Source organism: Empedobacter sp. UBA6745, assembly GCF_002453775.1.
GTDB classification, from domain to species: Bacteria; Bacteroidota; Bacteroidia; order Flavobacteriales; family Weeksellaceae; genus Empedobacter; species Empedobacter falsenii_C.
The window spans coordinates 129,753-151,275 of record NZ_DKHL01000057.1 but is presented as its reverse complement, the minus strand read 5'-3'; the positions used below and the strand labels follow the sequence as shown (position 1 = coordinate 151,275).

The 21,523-nt window shown below is 31.0% G+C and carries 22 protein-coding genes and 1 pseudogene; 7 read left to right on the top strand and 16 right to left on the bottom strand.

Translation table 11 applies throughout. The features are described from left to right. Positions 1 to 101 precede the first annotated feature (101 nt). On the top strand, positions 102 to 1,013 hold the full coding sequence (locus B4H69_RS16120) for a DMT family transporter (RefSeq protein WP_280045476.1): 912 nt from the start codon (positions 102 to 104) through the stop codon (positions 1,011 to 1,013). A gap of 57 nt (positions 1,014 to 1,070) precedes the next feature. After that, the gene (locus B4H69_RS16115) at positions 1,071 to 1,490 is read left to right on the top strand and encodes a DUF805 domain-containing protein (RefSeq protein WP_347881523.1); all 420 of its coding nucleotides are present in this window, start codon (positions 1,071 to 1,073) and stop codon (positions 1,488 to 1,490) included. A 15-nt stretch (positions 1,491 to 1,505) separates the two neighbouring features. Here B4H69_RS16115 and B4H69_RS16110 read toward each other — a convergent pair whose 3' ends face one another. Then, the gene (locus B4H69_RS16110) at positions 1,506 to 2,033 is read right to left on the bottom strand and encodes a hypothetical protein (protein WP_280045475.1); all 528 of its coding nucleotides are present in this window, start codon (positions 2,031 to 2,033) and stop codon (positions 1,506 to 1,508) included. A 175-nt stretch (positions 2,034 to 2,208) separates the two neighbouring features. Here B4H69_RS16110 and B4H69_RS16105 point away from each other — a divergent pair, with 175 nt between their 5' ends. Continuing rightward, on the top strand, positions 2,209 to 2,625 hold the full coding sequence (locus tag B4H69_RS16105) for a nucleoside-diphosphate kinase (RefSeq protein ID WP_038330990.1): 417 nt from the start codon (positions 2,209 to 2,211) through the stop codon (positions 2,623 to 2,625). Positions 2,626 to 2,725: 100 nt separating this feature from the next. Continuing rightward, positions 2,726 to 3,184, top strand: a complete 459-nt coding sequence (locus B4H69_RS16100) for a copper resistance protein NlpE N-terminal domain-containing protein (RefSeq protein WP_280045474.1) — start codon at positions 2,726 to 2,728, stop codon at positions 3,182 to 3,184. Between the two features lie 105 nt (positions 3,185 to 3,289). Here B4H69_RS16100 and B4H69_RS16095 read toward each other — a convergent pair whose 3' ends face one another. The 6 genes from B4H69_RS16095 to B4H69_RS16070 all read right to left on the bottom strand — a co-directional run bounded on the left by B4H69_RS16095 (position 3,290) and on the right by B4H69_RS16070 (position 7,561). After that, positions 3,290 to 4,030 (bottom strand): acyl-[acyl-carrier-protein] thioesterase, encoded by a 741-nt coding sequence (locus B4H69_RS16095; protein ID WP_291094889.1) that lies wholly within the window; start codon positions 4,028 to 4,030, stop codon positions 3,290 to 3,292. 30 nt (positions 4,031 to 4,060) lie between these two features. Further along, positions 4,061 to 4,558, bottom strand: a complete 498-nt coding sequence (ribH, locus tag B4H69_RS16090) for a 6,7-dimethyl-8-ribityllumazine synthase (protein WP_291068657.1) — start codon at positions 4,556 to 4,558, stop codon at positions 4,061 to 4,063. A gap of 114 nt (positions 4,559 to 4,672) precedes the next feature. Further along, positions 4,673 to 5,380, bottom strand: coding sequence for a tetratricopeptide repeat protein (locus tag B4H69_RS16085; protein ID WP_125349548.1), 708 nt, complete (start codon positions 5,378 to 5,380; stop codon positions 4,673 to 4,675). 74 nt (positions 5,381 to 5,454) lie between these two features. Continuing rightward, the gene (locus B4H69_RS16080) at positions 5,455 to 6,042 is read right to left on the bottom strand and encodes a porin family protein (RefSeq protein ID WP_291094887.1); all 588 of its coding nucleotides are present in this window, start codon (positions 6,040 to 6,042) and stop codon (positions 5,455 to 5,457) included. 5 nt (positions 6,043 to 6,047) lie between these two features. Further along, positions 6,048 to 6,815 (bottom strand): ABC transporter ATP-binding protein, encoded by a 768-nt coding sequence (locus tag B4H69_RS16075; RefSeq protein WP_291094885.1) that lies wholly within the window; start codon positions 6,813 to 6,815, stop codon positions 6,048 to 6,050. After that, complete coding sequence (locus B4H69_RS16070; protein WP_038330976.1) at positions 6,815 to 7,561, bottom strand: MlaE family ABC transporter permease; 747 nt, start codon at positions 7,559 to 7,561, stop codon at positions 6,815 to 6,817. The genes B4H69_RS16075 and B4H69_RS16070 overlap by 1 nt, the downstream gene beginning before the upstream one ends. A 53-nt stretch (positions 7,562 to 7,614) precedes the next feature. On the opposite strand from B4H69_RS16070, the gene B4H69_RS16065 reads away from it, so the two are divergent. Beyond that, entirely contained in the window at positions 7,615 to 8,205 is a 591-nt protein-coding gene (locus B4H69_RS16065; RefSeq protein WP_180905771.1) for a SprT-like domain-containing protein, read from the top strand. Positions 8,206 to 8,214: 9 nt separating this feature from the next. Continuing rightward, positions 8,215 to 9,309, top strand: coding sequence for a mannose-1-phosphate guanylyltransferase (locus B4H69_RS16060; RefSeq protein ID WP_280045468.1), 1,095 nt, complete (start codon positions 8,215 to 8,217; stop codon positions 9,307 to 9,309). 9 nt (positions 9,310 to 9,318) lie between these two features. Here the strand turns inward: B4H69_RS16060 and B4H69_RS16475 are convergent. The 9 genes and pseudogenes from B4H69_RS16475 to B4H69_RS16015 form a co-directional block, all read right to left on the bottom strand. After that, positions 9,319 to 10,051: pseudogene (locus tag B4H69_RS16475) on the bottom strand (DUF4184 family protein). Positions 10,052 to 10,090: 39 nt separating this feature from the next. Then, positions 10,091 to 12,808: a hypothetical protein gene (locus B4H69_RS16050; RefSeq protein WP_291094880.1), complete on the bottom strand. Its 2,718-nt coding sequence runs from the start codon at positions 12,806 to 12,808 to the stop codon at positions 10,091 to 10,093. Positions 12,809 to 12,910: 102 nt separating this feature from the next. Then, positions 12,911 to 13,936: a hypothetical protein gene (locus tag B4H69_RS16045; RefSeq protein ID WP_291094878.1), complete on the bottom strand. Its 1,026-nt coding sequence runs from the start codon at positions 13,934 to 13,936 to the stop codon at positions 12,911 to 12,913. Continuing rightward, positions 13,926 to 14,753 (bottom strand): molecular chaperone, encoded by an 828-nt coding sequence (locus tag B4H69_RS16040; protein WP_291094876.1) that lies wholly within the window; start codon positions 14,751 to 14,753, stop codon positions 13,926 to 13,928. The genes B4H69_RS16045 and B4H69_RS16040 overlap by 11 nt, the downstream gene beginning before the upstream one ends. Positions 14,754 to 14,781: 28 nt before the next feature. Continuing rightward, positions 14,782 to 15,336, bottom strand: a complete 555-nt coding sequence (locus B4H69_RS16035) for a hypothetical protein (RefSeq protein WP_280045463.1) — start codon at positions 15,334 to 15,336, stop codon at positions 14,782 to 14,784. A 170-nt stretch (positions 15,337 to 15,506) separates the two neighbouring features. Next, positions 15,507 to 16,370: a helix-turn-helix domain-containing protein gene (locus B4H69_RS16030; protein WP_291094873.1), complete on the bottom strand. Its 864-nt coding sequence runs from the start codon at positions 16,368 to 16,370 to the stop codon at positions 15,507 to 15,509. A 228-nt stretch (positions 16,371 to 16,598) separates the two neighbouring features. Next, positions 16,599 to 17,342, bottom strand: coding sequence for a deoxyribose-phosphate aldolase (gene deoC, locus B4H69_RS16025; RefSeq protein ID WP_291094871.1), 744 nt, complete (start codon positions 17,340 to 17,342; stop codon positions 16,599 to 16,601). Between the two features lie 9 nt (positions 17,343 to 17,351). Beyond that, positions 17,352 to 17,825: an Lrp/AsnC ligand binding domain-containing protein gene (locus tag B4H69_RS16020; RefSeq protein WP_171623291.1), complete on the bottom strand. Its 474-nt coding sequence runs from the start codon at positions 17,823 to 17,825 to the stop codon at positions 17,352 to 17,354. 27 nt (positions 17,826 to 17,852) lie between these two features. Beyond that, positions 17,853 to 18,800, bottom strand: coding sequence for an endonuclease (locus tag B4H69_RS16015; RefSeq protein ID WP_291094869.1), 948 nt, complete (start codon positions 18,798 to 18,800; stop codon positions 17,853 to 17,855). Between the two features lie 353 nt (positions 18,801 to 19,153). Between B4H69_RS16015 and B4H69_RS16010 the strand changes: the two genes are divergently transcribed. Beyond that, a complete protein-coding gene (locus B4H69_RS16010) occupies positions 19,154 to 21,364 on the top strand; it encodes an NADP-dependent isocitrate dehydrogenase (RefSeq protein ID WP_114998765.1) in 2,211 nt (736 codons plus the stop codon). Positions 21,365 to 21,523 lie beyond the last annotated feature (159 nt).

Below are 21,523 nucleotides of genomic sequence, written 5' to 3'. Positions count from 1 at the left end.
CAAATCTCAATCATAATACTTCAAAAGCGACTTGATAAATCAAGTCGCTTTTTTTATTTTTATAACTCTATTTAGAATTAACACTTTTAACTTTTTTAATCTTGAAAGACATCAAATTATTGATTGCCGTAAGCATCGTTGCTATTGTTTGGGGAACGACTTTCCTCGGCATTCGTGTAGCTGTAGAAACCATTCCAGGTTGGTTTGTAGCTGGAATTCGTCAATTTTTGGCAGGAATTATTATGCTAATTATTTTACTTTCGAAAAAAGAATTAAAATGGATTGGCTGGAAAAATTTGTCTTATCAACTTATATTTTCAAGTTTGATGTTAATCGCTGCAAATGGTTTAACTACTGTTGCAGAAGAAAATTTATCGAGTAGTTTAGCTGCATTAATTAGTGCAACCTCACCTATTCTCGTTTTTTTAGGAAGTATTTTTATTGGTTTACAAAAATTTAGTTACCGCGGATTATTAGGCGTTTTACTTTGTTTTGGAGGCGTCATTTTTATATTTTGGGACGGAATTCAAGAATTAGCAAATCCAGCATTTAGAACTGGAATTATTTTACTTTTTTGTGCGATTACAGGTTGGGCAACAGGAACTATTTTTACAAAAAAAATGAATATTCAATCCAAAAATATTTCTCTCAATCTTTTTTACCAATTTATATTTGCTGGAATTGTACAAATTATTTTTGCTTTCGCTTTTACAGAAAATTACAACTTCGAGAATTGGAGTACAAAAAGTATTTCTGCCATGCTTTATTTAGCTGTTTTTGGTTCTGTGATTACGTTTTTTTCATTTCATTATGCGTTGACCAAAATTTCTCCGATTCAAGTTTCTATTCTATCTTATTTCAATACGATTATTGCAATTATTTTGGGTTGGTTAGTTCTTGACGAACAGATTTCATCGAAGTTTATTGTCGCTACAATTCTAATTATTCTTGGTGTTTTTATTATTAATTATAAGACAGAAATGTTCAAAACTAAACGTTTAAAAGCAGATTAAGAGTTGCGTAATAAAATTTATTTTTAATATATTTAACATAATTTAATAACCTAATTTATGTTTGAAATATACAGACGAGTAATGTTTGACAATTACGCTAACTTCTCTGGAAGAGCCCGCAGAAGTGAATTTTGGTATACAACTTTAGTTAATACTATATTTTTTTTAATATCTTTCATTTGTTTATTTAAATTTATAAATATATCAGACATAGTTTCATATACTATCGGAGGAATAATCATTTTATTTTTTTTAATAACTCTTATACCAAGATTAGCTTTAATAAGTAGGAGATTGCATGACACAGGAAAAAGTGGATGGTTTTATTTATTAACTTTTATACCTGGAGGAAATCTTATTTTATTAATATTCTTTATTACAGATAGCCAACCAGGTTCTAATCAATGGGGACCAAACCCAAAAGAAACTGATGATTCTATCAACGAAATAGGAAACGATTTAATCGAAAGATATTAAAACTAAAAAGCGAGATTAATTCTCGCTTTTTAATTGGATTAATTTTATCCATTGTTTTAGATTATATCGTCTAAAAATTCCTAAATAACGTTGATTAAAAGAGTTCATCCAAATCGAATTGTCTTCACAATAAATTACAACTGTTTCGATATAATCTCTTCTTCGATAATTGTATTTATAAAAAATATTTCGTTCTGAATATTCAAAAAGAAACAAACCTTGTTCATCCAACGATTCTGTAAAATTATGTTGTCGCTGCGCTAATTCTTTGATTAAATTAATATTCTCACTTAACGATTTTGATGTTTTAATTTCTACAAAAAATCTATCATTAATTGTCGTTATTATTCGGATTCCAAAAATTACAATCATTGAAATAAAAATAATATTGATTTCACTTGAGGCATAAGTAAACAACAAAATAAGTAAAAGCATCCAACCTAAATCCAAATAATTCCAAATTTCGAAAGGCAGAAAATATTTATCACCAACCTTTTTGAGCTTCGTTTTATGATGAAATGTGGAAAGATTATTTGTATTCATAAGTTATTAGATTTTTCTTAAAAATAAAAAATATTATCGAATTGGAATAATCTTAAATGAATAACAATTAATGTATTTTATTAAAACAAGAAATTTTAATCATAAAACGCAAACATTCGAATCATTTTTGTAATTTTGCACCTCAAAAATTAAGTAATAAATACAATTCAATAAAATGGCAAACATTACATTCACAATGATTAAGCCTGATGCAGTTGCAAAAGGACACATCGGAGATATTTTAAAAGACATTACTGACGCTGGTTTCAAAATCAAAGCAGCTAAAATGACTCAATTAGCAAAACAAGATGCTGAAGCATTTTACGCTATCCACGCAGAGCGTCCTTTCTTCAAGGATTTAGTAGAATTCATGACTTCTGGACCAATCGTTGCTGCAGTTTTAGAAAAAGACAACGCAGTTGCTGATTTCCGTACTTTAATCGGTGCTACTAACCCAGCTGAGGCTGCAGAAGGTACAATCCGTGCTAAATACGCTGAATCTATCGATGCTAACGCTGTTCACGGTTCTGATTCTGACGAAAATGCTGCTATTGAAGCTGCTTTCCACTTTGCTGCGAAAGAAATTTTCTAATCGAATAAGATTACAAAACATTATATAAATCCTTCTGAAAATATTCGGAAGGATTTTTTTTGGCTCAAAATTTACTTACCTTTAAATCAAATTCTAAAAAATGAAAAAAATAATTTTAGCCACATTTACAATCGCAGCTTTTGTTGTGTCAAGTTGTAAAAGCGAAACAGAACCTGTAAAAAATGAAGTAGAAAATGTAGAAGATTCAGTAAAAGTTGAAGCAAAAACTGCAGAAGAATCTATTCAATACGAAGGAGCTTACAAAGGAATTTTGCCTTGTTACGAGAAAGATTGCAAAGAGGTTGAAATGGAAATAAAACTATTACCAAACAAAGGATATGTTTATTCTACAAAACGTTTGGGGTTAGATAAAATGGCTATTATGACAACTGGAACTTTTCAGTTTAAAGAAGATGGAAATACAATTGTTTTTCCTGAAATTGCCAATGTTCCGAATGCTTTTTTAGTTGAAGAAGGAAAAATTATCCAGTTAAATAAGAATCAAAAGAAAATCGAATCGGCTGATTCTATAAAATTTGTTTTGACAAAAGAAAAATAGATAAAAAAGGTTTCGTAATGAAACCTTTTTTATTATTAACTAGAATAATATACAAATTTAATGATAAGCTGAAATAAATTCAGTTTGATATCTATTCAAATAACCCTACCTCAACTCCAATCGACAAACAAAGTTTACTTTTTCTTGATTAACAATTTTAAACTGAATTAAATGCTCCGTTTCTAATTTCTGGATTTCTATTTCGTCATGTAAACTTAATTCTTTCAAGAAATTCATATCAATCGCTTTGATACGATGTTTCAATATAATTTCAGGATCAATAATATTCAAGCACCAATCCAAATATTTGGTATTATTTGCGTGTTTTACGATATCCAAATCAGAGAATTGAACTTTATATTGAACAACTTCTGTCGGCTCGAAGTCTATGCTCAAAATAGAATTTTCGACTTCTGTAGGTTTCAGATTTGGAAAACGTTCAATGTGAGATGAATCAAGTTGAAGAATATCCGGACGACGTTTTTCTGTATTGAAAACCGCCCACAAGCTTGAAGCTCCAATTAATTTTTTTCCATTTTTCTCAATCGTAAAATCACGAATAGATTTTGCACCTTTCAGCACCTCAATCCACGTTTTTACATCAACAAAATCTGTCCAAGAAGGTAATTCATCAATTTCTATTCGAAGTCGATTCATTACCCAAGATTGATTAAATTCTTGTAAATCAAAGAATCCCAAACCTCCTTTTATCGCATGTTCTGAAGCTGTTAATTGAAAAAGATTTGCCATTTCAGACAATTTCATTTTACCTGTCGGATCACATTGAGAAAAATAAATTTCCCAATTTTTCGTATAAATTGATTTAAAATCTTCTGCTATTGGCATCGATAAAGCTTTGAATCTATTATGCTGAAATTATTTACCTAATTTCTTTTTCATATCCGCCATCATAACCGCAGCTACACCAGCTTCAACTCCTTTATTTCCATGTTTTCCGCCAGAACGATCAATTGATTGCTGTTCATTTTCGTCCGTTAAAACACAAAAAATAATTGGCATATTGTGTTTGATATTCAAATCTTTTACACCTTGTGTCACACCTTGACAAACATAATCAAAATGCGCTGTTGCTCCACGAATCACACATCCAACAACGATAATTCCGTCCAAATCTGGATGAACTTGCGCGACTTTATCAGCTCCATAAATCAACTCAAAACTACCAGGAACTTCATATAATGTAACATCATCAGGATTTGCGCCCAAATCAATCAATGTATCTTTTGCTCCATCTCGTAAATTAAATGTGATATGATTATTCCATTCAGATGTAATGATTGCAAACTTAGAGCCCGCTACATTTGGTAATTCTGCTTTATTATATTGAGATAAATTTTTATTTTCTGTTGCCATTTTGTTTAAAATTTGAATGGTAAAATTACAAAAATGATTTAGGATAAACTTTGATTTGAATCAATAAAAAAAGCCGAACAAATTGTTCGGCTTGTAATTATCTTTTGAAGTGAATTATTTCGCAGTTTCAGAAGCGTATTTTAAACGCTCAATAAACTTCGCAGTTTCACCATTATTTGCATTTGGATATTTATCCTCTAAAGCTTGAAAATATTTTAAAGCATCAGCATTTTTACCTAATTCCATCGCAATTTCACCCGCTTTTGTATAGTAAGTCGATTGTAATGTTTCAACTTCTGTCGCTTCAGCAGCTTTTACATAGTAAGGTAAACCTTCTTCTAATTTGTTAGAAGCAACTAATGCATTTCCTAACATACCATATTTTTGCGCCAACATTACATTGTCATCTGTGTCAAAATCTTCTAATAATTTTACCGCAGATGCGTAATCTCCTAATTTATAATAAGAACTTGCCGCTTTGAAACGTGCTAAATTACCAGCATCAGTATTTCCATATTCATCAACAATTTGTTGTAAACCTTGGAAACTTCCTGCGCTACCATTAAGAGCAACGTTAATAGAATCTTGATCAAAAAGACGTTCTGCTTGAACCATTTCTTTGAAAGCGTCTTCTGATTTAGGTTCTACGACTAATTTTAAGTAAGCAAAATAACCTAAAACAGCTACAATAATTACTCCTAAACCAATACCAATTGCTTTAGCATATTTTTCAACAAAAAACTCTACGTTGAAAGCTGTTCTATCTAATTTTTCTACGAATTGCTCTGTAGCGAATTCTTCTTTTTTATTATTTTTTGCCATTTTAATAATTTACGAGGTTGCAAAAATACAATTTGGAACAAATATATCCAATAAATTTATTTACAAACAACCTTTTAGAATAAATATGCTACTGATAAGTTTAACATTTGCGGACGATTTTCTGTTCTATATTGTCCATTTGATCCGTTCAAAATGTCAGATCCAACTTTTCCTAAACCGAATTCGTAACGTAAATCGAATAATAATTTAGAAACTTCTACACCTGCACCAATTTGCATTCCGACATTAAATTCGTCTTGTTTTGCAGTTGTAAAATCTTTTACAGATAATTTATCATCAAAATAGTAAGAGAAAACTGGACCAGCTTGAATATGTCCGATTCCTAAAAATCTTTTTCCAACATTTACAGGAATATCCATACGTTTTTTAGTTACATTCAGTTTTTGTCCATCAACATCATATTCGTTTTTGAATTGCGTATACATTAATTCTGGTTGAACATAGAATCCTGCAAAACGAGCTCTTAACATAGCACCCACTTGAAAACCAGTAGATCCATTTCCTTCAGAAACTTCACCCATTCCTTCCCAGAACCCATTGTCTGCGTTAAATACAATCCCCGCTTTTGCACCAAAATCTATACTTTGAGCAGAAGCAAATGATGAAACAGCAACTAAAGCTGTAAATAATAATTTTTTCATGTTTTTTATTTTTCTTTAAGTAAAGCTTCTCTTAATTTTTTGAATAGGTTGGATGAGTAAACAAAATCTATCACAGCAGGATTATCAGCAACTAAAATTTCGTCTTTGTTTCCCTCCCATTCTAAATATCCATTCTTTAAAAATACAATATGATCCCCGATTTCCATTACCGAGTTCATATCATGTGTATTGATAATTGTAGTAGTATTTAATTCCTTTGTAATATCGTAGATCAATTGATCAATTACCAAAGCTGTTTTTGGATCTAGACCTGAGTTAGGTTCATCTGCAAATAAATATTTTGGATTATTTACAATCGCGCGCGCAATCGCCACACGTTTTTGCATTCCTCCAGATATTTCTGACGGATATTTTTTAAGCGCTGTACGAGCTATTTCTACACGATCTAACACTTCACGCGCACGTTTTTCGGCATCAGCATTTGACATATCCGAAAACATTTGCAATGGAAATTTTACATTTTCTACAATATTCATCGTATCATACAAAGCCGAACCTTGGAAAACTACTCCAATTTCTGAACGTAAACGTTGTTTTTCTTTGTAATCAAACTCGATCATATTATCTCCTTCGTACAAAATTTGACCTGAAGTTGGTGTTAATAATCCAATCAAATTTTTCAAGAAAACTGTTTTTCCAGAACCACTTTGACCAATAATCAAACTAACTTTTCCTTTCTCGAAAGTGACAGAAAAACCTTTCAGAACTTCTACTGCATCAAATGATTTTCTGATATCTTTTACCTCAATCATTAGCTCAAAATTGTTTGTGTTAATATTAAATTGATCACAATAATTGCTACTGATGTCCATACAACAGCTGTTGTTGCAGAACGACCAACTTCTAACGAACCTCCTTTTACTTTATAACCATAATATGCCGGAATTGTTGCGATAACAAACGCGAATACCATTGTTTTAAGGAATGTATAGACAAACAATTTTGTTGCCATATTCATTTGTAAACCTGTAATAAAATCGGCTGCAGACCATAGTTTTGTAAAAACACCAATGTAGTAACCTCCTAATAATCCAAATCCGATAGAAATCATAACCAATAAAGGATTGAAAAATACACAGGCGATAATTTTTGGTAAAATCAAGAAGTTTGCAGAATTGATCCCCATTACATCTAACGCGTCAATTTGTTCTGTAACACGCATAGTTCCGATACTCGATGCGATGTACGAACCTACTTTACCAACTAAAATTAGCGACATAATGGTTGGGGCAAACTCTAACACCAAAACCACTTTGGTCGCATAACCAATGTAAGCATCTGGAACAGGAATAGACGCTCCCTGAAAGTTTTTCGCCATTTGTATTGCTACAACTGCACCCATAAATGTTGAGATAAAGGTTACAATTCCCAAAGAGTTGACACCTAAATCATATATTTCTCTAACGGTCAATTTCCAGAAAACGCTCAATTTTTGAGGTTTGCTAAATACTTTACCCATAAGCATAAAGTATGACCCTAAATTTTCGATTAGTTTCATTACGACAAAATTAATATTTTTATTGGAAAGGCTTTTTATTTATCTTGCACAATGTGAATTTAGAACATTTAACTTCTTATCTCCCTCATAATGCAGACTTGTATGTAAAAAAGTGGTTAGAAAATCATTTTATAACGTTAAAAATTACAAGAAGACGTGAAACTAAGTTGGGAGATTATCGCAAATTGGTCGAAAATAATCGTCATCAAATTACAGTGAATGGCGACTTAAATCAGTATGCTTTCTTTTTTGTTTTTACACATGAAGTGGCGCATCTCAAAACTTTTGTTCAGTTTGATTCGCGTAAAATAAATCCGCATGGAAAAGAATGGAAAACCATTTTTGGGCATTTATTATTAGAATCTCTTCACATTTATCCCGAAGAATTGCAACCGTATATTCTTCATCATGCCAAACATCCGAAAGCGAGTTTAGGAGCAGATATTAATATCTCAAAATATATTATAGATGATAAAAATCCTGCTCAAATTTATCTTGAAGATTTGGAGGATGGTACAATATTTTCGATAGGAAAAAGAATCTTTAAAAAAGAATCTAAAAGAAAATTAAGGTATCTTTGTTTAGAGTTGAAAACCAAGAAAAAATATTTGATAAACGCAACTGCAACTGTAAATAAACTTTAAAAGACAATCATGAATAATAAAGATAACTACGCTGTTATCCTTGCCAGTGGTACAGGAGTGAGATTATGGCCTTTGAGTACAATTAAAAAACCAAAACAATTTCATGATTTATTAGGAATAGGAAAAACTTTTATTCAATTAACGTATAATCGCCTTAAAAAAGTCGTTCCGCAAGAAAATATTTTCATTGTAACTATTCAAGATTATAAAGAGATTGTAAAAGAACAATTACCAGATTTTGAGGATAAAAATTTTATCATCGAACCAAGAGTCATGAATACCGCAGCTTGTAATTTATTGGCCGCAATGACAATCCAACAAATTAATCCAAATGCAAAATTGATAATTTCTCCTTCAGATCATTTTATTTTTGATGAAGATGAATTTGTAGAAAAAGTAAATCTTGCTTTCGAGGATGCTGACAACGATAGATTGATTACTTTGGGAGTAGCTCCAACACGACCAGATGTTAATTACAGTTATATTCAGTTCATCGAAAATATAACACCTATAAAAAAAGTAAAATCTTATATCGATAAACCTGATTTAGAATTTGCTGAATCTTTTATAACAAGTGGCGAATTTATTTGGAATACAGGAATCCTTATTTGGTCTGTAGATAGTATTGTAAAAGCTTTTCAACAACATTTACCTTCGATGAAAGAAACTTTGAAAAAGTATTTTGATCTTGATCGTTCTTTACAGAATACAGAAACGTTAAAACCTATTTACACAACGTTAGATGTAACTTCTATCAACAAAGGAATTTTAGAGCAAGCAGATAATGTTTATGTCATTCCGACAACTTTTGGCTGGAGTGATATTGGAACTTGGTCGGCAATCAACGAAAAGTATAAATATACAGGTGAAGATCAGGACGAAAATCACAATACATTATTATGTAAACACTTTTCTGGTTACAACGCCAAAAATAATTTTATTTATTCTACGCAAGACAAAGCTATTATTATTGATGGGTTAGATAGTTATGTCGTTATTAATTCGGAGAAAGGATTACTCATATGTCCTCGAAGCAATGTACAGTTTATAAAAACTTATGTAAGCGATTTGAAATTACAGAAAAACGGAGAAAAATATTGTTAAAATGAAAGATTAAAAAACTTTCTCCTTTATCCCAAAAATAACCAAACTCAAAAAAACGCTCATTCCGATAACGACAATGATGTTGCCTAATCCAATTTCTATTGGGAAGAAAACAAATCGTATTGCGGAAATAATTGTTGTAAATAGAACTACTTTTAACCAAAAAATGTAATCAAGTTTAGTTTTAGGAAGGGTTTGTTTTGGTATTTTATAAATCCAAAAAGCAATAAAAACTGCACCTAAAAATGTGCTAAAATGTTGTAGAAATTTATACACTTTTACTTCGAAATTATTGAAAGGAATTTGAAACCAAGTTTCCTCTAAAGTTGTAATTAATTTCGCAAAATATCCCCATTCGTGAGTAAAAGCATCCAAAAAAAAGATGTGAATAAGCTCCTATTATAATTGAAATAACAACAATTAACCAATGTTTATTGAAATAATCAATCCAATCGAAAGTTAGGAATTGAACAAATCGTTCTTTTAAAAAGTTTGGTAAATGATGAATTAAAACATTTCGGACAAATAAGTGAAAAACGAAACAATAAATAAGAGCAATTGGTAAGTCAAAATACAAAACACCCCAGAACAAATGACTGTGCGTCGCTACAATCTCCATTCGAGAGAAATATTCTAAATCTGGCGACATCGAACCAATGATTAATCCCGTCATCGAAAACCAATTCGATTTTAACTTTTTTAACGGAAGAACAATTGCTGGATGACAAAAAGTTAGTGGCATTTAGAGTTTATTTTGATACAAAGTAAATCAAAATATCCATTAACTCCCAAAACGTTTGATGTTAACTTTTCGCTCCTTAATTTTCAGGATAAGCGGTTCATATTCTGTATTTTGTTCCTTTTCTACCGTTATTTTATTCAAATATGTTTTTGCATAAACATGTTCTGGCAAACTATTTTCTAAAAGGTGAAACGTATAATTTCCGACAGGTAAAAAAGCTGTATATTCACCTCTATCATTTGTTTTAACTGTAAAAATCTGTCCATTTTCGTGATTAAAAATCAACGTAAAACCGAATAAATTTGCCGAAACCTGATACTCCAAATTTGAAGATAATTCATACTCAACTTTTCCTCTCACAACACCAGTTTGTTGCATTGGAATAGAAATAGAAGTCGTTTTAGAATTAATATTAACCGCATAATCTTGTGCAAACCATTTTTGTCCAGGAAGTTTGATTAAATAATTACCATAAGGCACTTTTTTATACTTGATATTTCCTTCTAAATCTGTAATAAAGTTAGTTTCATTTATCTTTACATTACGACTATCAGCCACTTTATCACCTTCATCAAAAATACCATTTGCATTGTAATCATAAAACACAAACAAATTTAATGTTCCGTCTTTTACATCTGTCACAGTACGTTTCGCAGGCAAATTATATTGTACACCAACTTGCAAATAAGTTTGTTTGCTATTCAATGTTTTCGAATCGTAATGGCTAAAATTCGCTTGTGTACTCACAATAAAATTATCAATTGGTTGATAATCTAAAGAAGCTCCAAAAGTTAAGGTATTTCCAAAATTTTTGTCAATATTATAATAAGTAGAAACTGCTGTATTCAATTTTTTCTGAAAAAAGCTTTGACGAAAACTCGCCGAAGTTGTAAAACGTTCTAATTGATGATTTAGATTATTCGTCGAATATACTTCTGCAATCATCATACTTCCTCGTTGATAAATTGAGTTTAACTGAAAGTTTTTAACACTCCACGTTAATTGTCCATAAACAATTGGATCAGCATTTCTCAATTCTTTTAGTTCAGAAAATCCTCCCAAAGCATTCAACACCAACTGATGCACACGAGAATTAGACAACCACGTAAATGTTCCGTTCAAATAAGCTGATTTAAAGTCCATCGGCATATACTTAAACGTCTCATAATTCAGAATATTTGATTTTTCTAAATTCAATTTAGGAGAAATCGAAACATTAAAATGACTTGCCAATTTGAATGATATACCCGTCTCAAAACGCAACGTTTTCGACTCATTTGCTTGCATATAATTAATCAAATACGGATCGATAGATTTCGGATTGTTATTCGTAATCGTTAACGAAGACCACAACGAAAATTTAGAAAACGTACGTTGCAAACGCTGATTCAGATACAAAGCTCCACGTCGCGTTCCAGGATAATATCCTGAGCTGTAATAATTGGAACTATAAAAATCAAATTTACCTATTGTTCCTGAAACATTTGCAGAAACTGATAATGAATTTTCGACATCATTTGTCTCTTTAAATTTTGACAAACCATACCCAAATTTCACCGAGTGATTCCACTTATTTGGCGTAATCCATTTGTAACCATTTGTCAAAACAAAGTCCGTTGTCGAATAATTTCTATCAAATAAAGCGGTTGTTTCTAATTCGTTTTTATCTTTTATCAAAAATCGTCCATTCGCAAAAGTTGTGTTGCTATTCTTGAAAACATCATTACTCAAATCATCTAATAAATTATAATTTTTTTCGACCGTTCCGACTACAATTCGGTTATCATTCTTATCATAATTATTAAACAACATCACTCCTCGTCCGTTAACTGGAATATCAAAATCGTTGTTATTGATTGATCCGATTAAAATTCCTTTGTCTTTGCGTTGATATTTCACCCAAGAATCTGTCAAAACCATGTCTTGATTCTTATTCCAAGTTGTTCCATTAATATTATATGCAAATTCATTCAACCCAACCGAAAATTCTTGATGAGCCATTAAGTTATAATTCGCATTAGCAGAATTAATATCGCGAGCAGTTAATCGAACATAATTTGAAGAAAAATTGGTCCAATTCTGATTTAGCATTGTTGGATCTATATACACACGATTGGAACTTGCATTCTGTATCGTAAAAAACACATTTCCTGCAAAATCTTTGGTCGTTGTATAACCCGAAACATTTGCCTGAAAACTTTCAATTTTAATCATATCTCGGTCTACATATTTAGAAAATCGAACAATTTTTTCTTGAAAAGCTTCAACTATAAGTCGTTTGTTATTATAAGTATAACTTCCTCTGAAATCAGGAAGTACATTGGTTAACAAAATTTCTTCGGCTTGATTTCCCATATTCATTACTTTTAATTCATAATGAATAGAATCTCCTTCTTGACGGTAAAAAATATTACTCTGGACAGGAAAAATTTTGATGTTTCTCTTTTGCAAAACAACAACTGAAGTAACAGATTTTCCTATTTCTTTTTTACTTAAAAAATCAATAATATTGAATTCTAAATCTAATTTCCCAGCCATTTGCGATTTACTCACCGTAAATTGCATAGGAATAAAAGCCTTCTTGTTTGGATTGATTTTTATTTGAAGATTATCTTGCGAATACGATTTTATAGCCGAAGGGATTTTAAGTGCCAGACGAGCATTTATCGTATCATTGGTTGTATTTTCTAATTGAAGAATAACAGAAAAGTTGTTGCTATCTTCTAATTTAACTTCTTTTATTGTACTAAATTTCAATCCGTTATTTATTGTTTGAGCACGCAAATTTTGTCCGCTAACAAGCACAAGCAGAATAAAAAATACGCTCCGAAAATAATTGATTGAAAAGAACATATTGTTTTACAAAGGTGTAATCGTGTACAACAAAGAAGTTGAATAATTCCCAGGTTTGCTATTCAAAATTTTATTATCCGACGGAGTTGTATAATAAATAATATTATACTTTTTTGAAGCTGTTTTAGAACTATTCGTCATCAATGATTGATTGTAATTCGAAAGTTTTATAACCTTAGAAAGATTATTTGTTTCGATGTCTTTTATCTGAACATTGATTGAATTTAATTCCAAATTCTGCGCATCACTTGATTGTAAATATTGATTAATCGACGAAACTTGAATATCGTAAGCTGTATCAGAAGAAACAATTAAGCCATTTTGATATTCTTTCTTCACACCATTTTTATAATCTTGTATCGTATTGAAAACCAATTCTCCATTTACAGCAGAACCATCGACCGCAATAGAAAGCGTCGGAACTGGTTCATAATTTCCGTTTGGACTAATTTGCATTTCAATCGAAAAAAGACTTTTACCAATCAGGGTTCCAAATTCATTCAATAAAGAAAACTCGAATTGAATTGGATAATTGTTCCATGATTTTAGAGGATTTAGATATGCTCCTGCATCAATCACAATATCATAATTCAGTACAATTGCACCATATTTTCCTGCTGGTGTTGCAATTGTTAAAGGAGAATTTCGGATAAAATAGTTTGGTGAAAAACTCATCGCGATGTTATTCTGAATAACTCCTAATTGATTTAGCGTAGGATAATTCTCTGAATAATATTGAGAAGTTGTATAATTATTGAATTTTAGCTTCAGTTTTTCGACAGGAAATTCTTTTTTCTGAGAATTTACAATAGGCGAAACAACACGCGCAACTAAAGACCAATTTTTATAATTTAAAGCACCAGACATGTGCATTTCTACAGCCACAACATTAGTCACCGTAACTCCACTACTTCCATTTACCTGCACCCAACCATTATTGTGGGCATTTAATGTAAACTGAGCAGAAACCGCTATTGTCAACAATAATGTAATTGTTGAAACTATTTTCTGAAACGAATTACTATTTATCATTTGAGAACGTCAATTCAGCAATTTTCAATTGATCATCTTTCTCAAAACTTAAAGTTGAGGTAACAATATACGAACCTTTTGGCAAATCCTTTGGCAATGGTATATATACAATTCTTTTATCATTTGGTAAACTATAAAAAACTGCATCTTGCAATTTTATTTGTTGACCATTTTCTTGATTAATGATTTCATTTCTAATCGTTCCTTCGCTCCAAACATTTCCTTCATTCGAAATATTTAACACCAAACGATTTTCAGTTTTATCGTAAACAAAATTTGTAAACTCAACATTTGTATCACGCGCAATATTTAATCGTTGATAAATTTTGACACCTGTACGAATGGAGATTTTAATATTTTCTCCACTTTTGTTTTGTCCATCGATCGGATTTGTTTGCGTGATGTACATCATCGTAGTATGCACACTCTCTGCATTTATCTTTTCAGGAACTTGCATCAGAACTTCTATTTCTTTCGATTCTCTTGGCAAAAGTGTAAATGTATTGCTTGGTAAAACTGTGATCCAGTTTGCATTACTTGTTGGTAAAGTATTAGGTTCAGAGACAACATTACCTCCAAACTCATCATACTTCCAATCCTTAAAAGAAACCGATAACTCTAATGTATGTACATCGCTTACATTGGTTACCATAATCTTTTTACGCTCAGACTCACCAGGGTTTAACGTAAAATAAGTCCTTGGAGGACTTACAGAAATACCTGATTGTGCACTAATCTTAATTGAAACGATTAATGCTAAAAAAGAAACGATTGTTAAAAAACGAAGAACTTTCATAAGCAAAAACAGAAGTGACATTTTTCAATATCACTTCCTATTTTTTATATTATTGTGCTTCTATTGTGTAAGTTACAGTAGTTGTATACACGTTAGGGTTCTCAACATTGTAATATTTGTTTACATAATCGTTGTTTCCTTTTCCGTTATACGCAACGTTGAATTTTAAATCTGTACCACCAACTGTACTAGAAATCAAGTTTTTGTCTGATTTATCTAATACAACGTTACTGAAAGAAGATGAATTTAATACATTTCCAGTACCTAAAGTCGCTTGTAAATTAATTGTATTAGCTGCAATTTTATCAGTTGTTCCATCTTTAGTAAAAACTAAATTTTCATTCTCAGATTTCACTTTAACAGCAAAACCTCCTGTGCTATATACAATTAAGTGGTCGTTCATGTTTGCAGTTACACCAGTAGAATAATCTTCTTTTGTTTTATATTCTAAGTTTACAGTATTATCACCTCCAATAACAATTGTTTGAATTGGGTATAATTTTACATTCAATGTTGCTGAAGCAGTTTTAGATCCCACTTGAGCGAAAGCTATTCCAGAAACTAATGCACAGAAAATCGTTAAAATAAATGCTAATTTTTTCATCATTTTAAAATTTGTTAAAAATTTATTAAAAAATATTTGTTAAACAATCTATTAGTTTGTACATTTAAGATTGGTTATTCTCAAATGCGATTGCAAATGTAGAAGTTGTTTTTTATTTTTAAAAGATTAAATCATACCAAAAGATGATGAAAAACGACAATTCTAACTATTTAATTCGGAGTACTTTGTCTGAATTTAGTCGGAGAAATCCCCGTGTTTTTCTTGAAAAACGCAGTAAAATTGGTTTCTTGAAGGAAATTGAGTTCCAGCGCAATCTCTTTTATTGACATTTTTGAGTTGACTAATAAAATCTTTGCATTTTTCATCAATTCTTCAACAATCATTCCTTTTGCTGTTTTTCCAAAAACGATTTGAGTTGCTTTATCTAACCTTCTTTTTGTAATAAAAAGTTTATCACTGTAAAAAGATACTTGTTTATTTTCCTTGACATTTTCTTGCAAAAGTTTTTTGAATTTTGTCGCAAGTTCTACATCAAAATCATCTTGTATAAATTGGGTTTGCATATCAAATGTTTCCATTTGACCATTGATAATAATACGTTCCAAAAGATTATGAGCAAGCTTCATATCTAATTCATTTTCGAATGCAGTAAAGAAATATTGCAAATAATTAGCCTCAAAAATTGGAGCAGAACAAATTGTATTCTCAACAATATTTATAATATCTCGCGAAAAAAGTGTAGAATTTTCTAACTTCAAGTTCTCTTCGATTGATTTTGAATAAAATTCTTGTTTAAAAACAATATAATAAGCATCAGTACGAGTAGTTTGTTTCACAAATTCTTGAGAGATATTGGGAGCTATAAAAAGAAAATGGTTTTTAGGAATCGAATATTCTTTTCCATTTATTTTATGAACAAATTTTTTAGAACCAGACCAGATTATTCCAAAATACTCATCAACAGATAACTCTTTTCTCAATTCCTCTATTTGTAGAGTATCATTCAATTCAAATGCAGTTATACCTACATCAAAAACCAAATTATTATAAACTTTACGATTATTCAACAACATACGTCTATACTATTTTATCAGTGTTATCAATGCAAAATTACGACCTTTTTTAACCAAATTAATTGATTTAAATATAGTTATAATTTTAGTACTCCAAAAATAATAAAATACAATATGCTATTTAAGTATTTTAAAAAATTAACTAAAAAAGAAAGCTTATTTTTAATGAATAAAAAAAGTCTCATAAAATATTGAGACTTTTAAAACGTATTTTAATGTAGAAATTTTCTAATAACCGTCTGCTCCTTGCTCTCGTTTTACAATCGCCAATGCAGAAGATGTTCCAATTCTTTTCACGCCTAAAGCGATCATTTTTTCAGCTTCTTCTGTTGTGCGAACTCCACCAGAAGCTTTCACTGGAAGTGAACCTGAATTTTCAAGCATCAATTTAATAACATGCTCGTTTGCTCCATTTGGTTCTCCATTTTCAGTTTTATAAAAACCTGTAGAAGATTTTACAAAAACTTTTGATGCTTTTTCTTCACCTGCTTTTTCTAAAACAGTATCACGAATTAATTGTGTTATAGCAACAATCTGTTCATCTGTTAAAGCAGCAGTTTCGATAATCCATTTTACAACTTTACCTTCACGCAATGCGACTAATGTTGCAGCTTCTACTTCTTCTTTTACTTTATCGCTATCACCTTTTTTGAACGCTTCGTAGTTTACTACAAAATCTAATTCATCGGCTCCATCAGCAATTGCTTTTTGCGCTTCTCTCAACTTTTCATTCAAATCGTAAGTCCCTTCAGGAAAGCCAATTACAGTTCCCAAAACAACATTCGATTTTTTCTCATCCAATAATTCACGAACTGATCTTACATAATCAGGACGAATCATTACCGCATAGATATCATTATCAATAGCTTCTTGTGCTAACTTATGCACCATCTCTAATGTATCAGAATTCGAAATACCTGCTTGTTCAGGTGTTTTAAGATACGTCGAGTCTAAATATTGATTAATATTCATCTTTGTATATTAAAGTTTTATTTGTCTATCTATTGGTTGCTCCAACGAAATTATAGTTTCTGTACGTGTAACGCCATCAATTTGCTGAATTTTTTTGTTCAACACATTCATTAAATGTAGATTATCACGACTCAAAATTTTAAGGAAAATCCCGTAATTTCCCGTTGTAAAATGAGCTTCCACTACTTCTGGAATCTCTTCCAAAGCTTTCACAACTAATTTATAAGAAGAAGGTTTGTCCATAAAAACACCAACAAATGACATCGTTGAATAACCTAAAATTGCTGGATTTACAATTACTTTAGTTGAATCAATCACACCAGAAGCTTCTAATTTCTTGATACGTTGATGAACTGCCGTATTTGATATACCTAATTCTTTTGCTAATTGCGAAACAGGCATGTTAGCATTGTCCATAAAGGCATTCAGAATCAACTTATCGATTCCGTCAATCTCAACCTGACCATTTTCGTGGATTCTCACCTATTCTTAAATTATACTGCTACAAATTTAATATTTTAAAATGGTATAAACGGGAAAATGGTCGCTATATCCACCGAAATATTTTCCACCAACAAAAGTTCTAAATGGTAAACCTGTTGATTTTCCGCCTGTATTCTTCAAAAAATCAGCATCAAAAATATCTGTTTTTATATATTCTAAATTTGTGTGAGAAGTAAAAAATCCTTTCGAAAAAAGCTGTTGATCAAACAACATCCATTGTTTTTTAAAAATCATCGAACCTCTTTTATAGGATTGTAGACTAACCATTGGATTGAATAATTCGTTTCTGTTTATCTCTTCTTGTTTAGAACGCGTATCCAATTCATCAATTAAGTCAGAATTTGTTGGAGAATCATTAAAATCTCCCATCACAACAATTTTTTCCGAATAATTTTCGGTTAACAAATCGTTAATTCTTTTTCGAATCGTTTTAAAAATATGTTGACGTTTTAATTGATTGATTTCTTTATCAATTTTAGAAGGCAAATGAACAATAAAAATATGAATAATTTCGCCAACTAAATTTCCTTTCACATATAAAATATCTCGTGTATAAGATTTTGTATCATACTGATCTTTAAAGATAAATCTAATTGGTTCGCTTTCTATAACTTCAAAAAATTGTTGACGATAAATTAATCCAACATTTATTTTTCTTTCGTCTAATGATTTATATAAAAGTGTTTTATAATCACCATCTTTCAAAAAATCATTTTGAATCAAATCTTGCAAAACCTCTTCATTTTCAACCTCAGCCAAACCAACCAAACATGGTAATTCATTTGTTTCTAATTTTCCAATTTTAGAGATGCAGAATGCAATCTTTTTCACCTTTGTGTCATAACGATTATCTTTCCATTTGATAAAATTACTGGGCAAAAAAGATTCGTCTGAAGATTTAGAATAAAAATTTTCGACATTATAAAATGCGATTGTCACTAGATTTTGTTTCAAAAGAATTGTTTTTATGCAAAATTAAGAAAGAAACTAAGTGTATAAAAATTGGTTTCTTAAAAAGAATTAAATAGACAGCTCTTTCAAAAGTGAAATTATACATGAAGTTGAAAAAAAAAACAGTAAAAAATTATCAACTTGAACAATTTTGTTTCAATAAATTATCAACTTGACTACCTATCAAAAATCATGTTAAAAATTATACTAAAATTAGTGTAAATGATTGATTTATGGTCAACTTAATCTGCTAAATATTGTATATTTGCAAAGTTTGCAGTTTCTGCATTCAAAATTGAAAAAATGTATTTTTAATTGACTATTATTAAAATAGTCTCAAAAAAATTTAAAACATAATGTCAAAAATTCATTACACACTTACGGATGAAGCTCCGATGTTGGCAACTCACTCATTTTTGCCAATCGTACAAGGATTCACGAAAACAGCTGATATTACAATCGAAGTTCCAGATATTTCTTTAGCTGGACGTATTTTAGCTAATTTCCCTGAATTCTTAAAAGAAGAACAAAGAATTCCTGATGCTTTAGCAGAATTAGGAGCTTTGGCGACTACTCCGGAAGCAAATATCATTAAGTTACCTAATATTTCGGCTTCTGTTCCTCAGTTAGACGAAGCGATTGCTGAATTGCAGGCGAAAGGTTTTGCTGTACCAAATTATCCAGCTGAACCAAAAAATGAAGATGAAAAAGCAATCAAAGCTAGATACGGAAAAGTTTTAGGTTCTGCTGTAAATCCAGTTTTACGTGAAGGAAACTCTGACCGTCGTGCACCAAAAGCTGTTAAAAACTATGCAAAAGCTAATCCTCATAAAATGGGAGCTTGGGCTACAGACAGTAAGACAGAAGTTGCTTACATGAAATCTGGTGATTTCTATGGTACTGAAAATTCAACTACATTAGAAAACGCAACTGAATATACAATCAAATTTTACGGAGAAGATGGTTCTGTTCAAGAATTAAAATCAGCAGCACCTTTAAAAGCTGGAGAAGTAATTGATTCTTCTGTAATGAACTTAAACTCTTTAAGATCATTTGTTCAAGAAGCTATTCAAGAAGCAAAAGACAAAAACGTATTATTGTCTGCTCACTTAAAAGCAACAATGATGAAAGTTTCTGATCCAGTTATTTTTGGAGCTATCGTAGAAACTTTCTTTAAAGATGTTTTCGTAAAATATGCGGATACTTTCAAAGCATTAGATATTAATCCAAACAATGGTTTAGCAGATTTATTCGAAAAAATAAAAGGTCAACCTCAAGAAGCAGAAGTTAAAGCTGCAATTGAAGCTGATTTAGCAAACGGACCACGTGTAGCAATGGTTAATTCTGATAAAGGAATCACTAACTTCCACGTTCCTTCTGATATTATTGTTGATGCATCTATGGCTGCATTAGTAAGAAACGGAGGTAAAATGTGGAACAAAGATGGTGCTGAAGAAGATACTGTAGCGATCATCCCAGACCGTTCTTACGCTGGTTTCTACGAAGCTGTTGTAGACGATATGAAAGCAAATGGAGCATTAGATCCTACAACAATGGGTTCAGTTCCTAATGTTGGATTAATGGCTCAAAAAGCGGAAGAATATGGTTCTCACGACAAAACTTTCCAAGCTCCTGCAAACGGAACAATCAAAGTTGAAGACGCAAACGGAAACACTTTATTAGAGCAAAAAGTTGAAACTTCTGATATTTTCAGAATGTCTCAAACTAAAGACGCTCCTATTCAAGACTGGGTTAAATTAGCGGTTAACAGATCTCGTTTATCTGATACTCCAGCAATTTTCTGGTTAGATAAAGGAAGAGCTCACGATCAACAAATCATCAAAAAAGTTGAAAAATACTTAGCTGATCACGATACAACAGGTTTAGATATTCGTATCATGGACGTTAAAGATGCTATGAAAGAAACTTTAAGCCGTGCAAGAGAAGGAAAAGATACTATTTCTGTTTCTGGTAACGTTTTACGTGACTACTTAACAGATTTATTCCCAATTTTAGAATTAGGAACTTCTGCTAAAATGTTATCTATCGTTCCATTAATGAACGGAGGTGGATTATTCGAAACTGGTGCGGGAGGATCTGCTCCAAAACACATCGAGCAATTTATTGAAGAAGGTTACTTACGTTGGGATTCTTTAGGTGAATTCTTAGCATTACAAGCTTCTTTAGAGCACGTTTCTCAAACACAAGGAAACGCAAAAGCTCAAACTTTAGCTGACGCTTTAGATGAAGCAAATGCTAAATTCTTAGCTACAGATAAATCTCCAGGTCGTAAATTAGGAACTATCGATAACCGTGGTTCTCACTTCTATTTAGCAATGTACTGGGCAGAAGCGTTAGCAAATCAAACAAAAGATGCTGATTTAGCTGCTAAATTTGCTCCAGTTGCAAAAGCTATGGAAGAAAACGAAGCAAAAATTAACGAAGAGTTAATTGGTGCGCAAGGTAAACCTCAAGATATTGGTGGTTACTACAAAGCAGACTTTGCTAAAACAACTGCTGCAATGCGTCCATCTGCAACATTAAATGCAATTGTTGACGGAATTTAATCCAACAACATTTCTTTATAAATTAAAACCTCGAGAAATTCTCGAGGTTTTTTTTTGTTTAAAGTCTTTTAATTAAATTCATTAACAAAAATTAACATTATTCGAGAAGAAAAATCGTCATTCAATCAAAAGTTATGATAAACTTTAATAAAATATTTG

What these genes read in the sequence shown, in the direction of transcription:
- B4H69_RS16115 (WP_347881523.1), top strand. Translation starts at nt 1,071, where the DNA reads ATGTTTGAAATATACAGACGAGTAATGTTTGACAATTACGCTAACTTC.
- B4H69_RS16110 (WP_280045475.1), bottom strand. Translation starts at nt 2,033, where the DNA reads ATGAATACAAATAATCTTTCCACATTTCATCATAAAACGAAGCTCAAA.
- B4H69_RS16105 (WP_038330990.1), top strand. Translation starts at nt 2,209, where the DNA reads ATGGCAAACATTACATTCACAATGATTAAGCCTGATGCAGTTGCAAAA.
- B4H69_RS16100 (WP_280045474.1), top strand. Translation starts at nt 2,726, where the DNA reads ATGAAAAAAATAATTTTAGCCACATTTACAATCGCAGCTTTTGTTGTG.
- B4H69_RS16095 (WP_291094889.1), bottom strand. Translation starts at nt 4,030, where the DNA reads ATGCCAATAGCAGAAGATTTTAAATCAATTTATACGAAAAATTGGGAA.
- ribH (WP_291068657.1), bottom strand. Translation starts at nt 4,558, where the DNA reads ATGGCAACAGAAAATAAAAATTTATCTCAATATAATAAAGCAGAATTA.
- B4H69_RS16085 (WP_125349548.1), bottom strand. Translation starts at nt 5,380, where the DNA reads ATGGCAAAAAATAATAAAAAAGAAGAATTCGCTACAGAGCAATTCGTA.
- B4H69_RS16080 (WP_291094887.1), bottom strand. Translation starts at nt 6,042, where the DNA reads ATGAAAAAATTATTATTTACAGCTTTAGTTGCTGTTTCATCATTTGCT.
- B4H69_RS16075 (WP_291094885.1), bottom strand. Translation starts at nt 6,815, where the DNA reads ATGATTGAGGTAAAAGATATCAGAAAATCATTTGATGCAGTAGAAGTT.
- B4H69_RS16070 (WP_038330976.1), bottom strand. Translation starts at nt 7,561, where the DNA reads ATGAAACTAATCGAAAATTTAGGGTCATACTTTATGCTTATGGGTAAA.
- B4H69_RS16060 (WP_280045468.1), top strand. Translation starts at nt 8,215, where the DNA reads ATGAATAATAAAGATAACTACGCTGTTATCCTTGCCAGTGGTACAGGA.
- B4H69_RS16045 (WP_291094878.1), bottom strand. Translation starts at nt 13,936, where the DNA reads ATGATAAATAGTAATTCGTTTCAGAAAATAGTTTCAACAATTACATTA.
- B4H69_RS16040 (WP_291094876.1), bottom strand. Translation starts at nt 14,753, where the DNA reads ATGTCACTTCTGTTTTTGCTTATGAAAGTTCTTCGTTTTTTAACAATC.
- B4H69_RS16035 (WP_280045463.1), bottom strand. Translation starts at nt 15,336, where the DNA reads ATGAAAAAATTAGCATTTATTTTAACGATTTTCTGTGCATTAGTTTCT.
- B4H69_RS16030 (WP_291094873.1), bottom strand. Translation starts at nt 16,370, where the DNA reads ATGTTGTTGAATAATCGTAAAGTTTATAATAATTTGGTTTTTGATGTA.
- deoC (WP_291094871.1), bottom strand. Translation starts at nt 17,342, where the DNA reads ATGAATATTAATCAATATTTAGACTCGACGTATCTTAAAACACCTGAA.
- B4H69_RS16010 (WP_114998765.1), top strand. Translation starts at nt 19,154, where the DNA reads ATGTCAAAAATTCATTACACACTTACGGATGAAGCTCCGATGTTGGCA.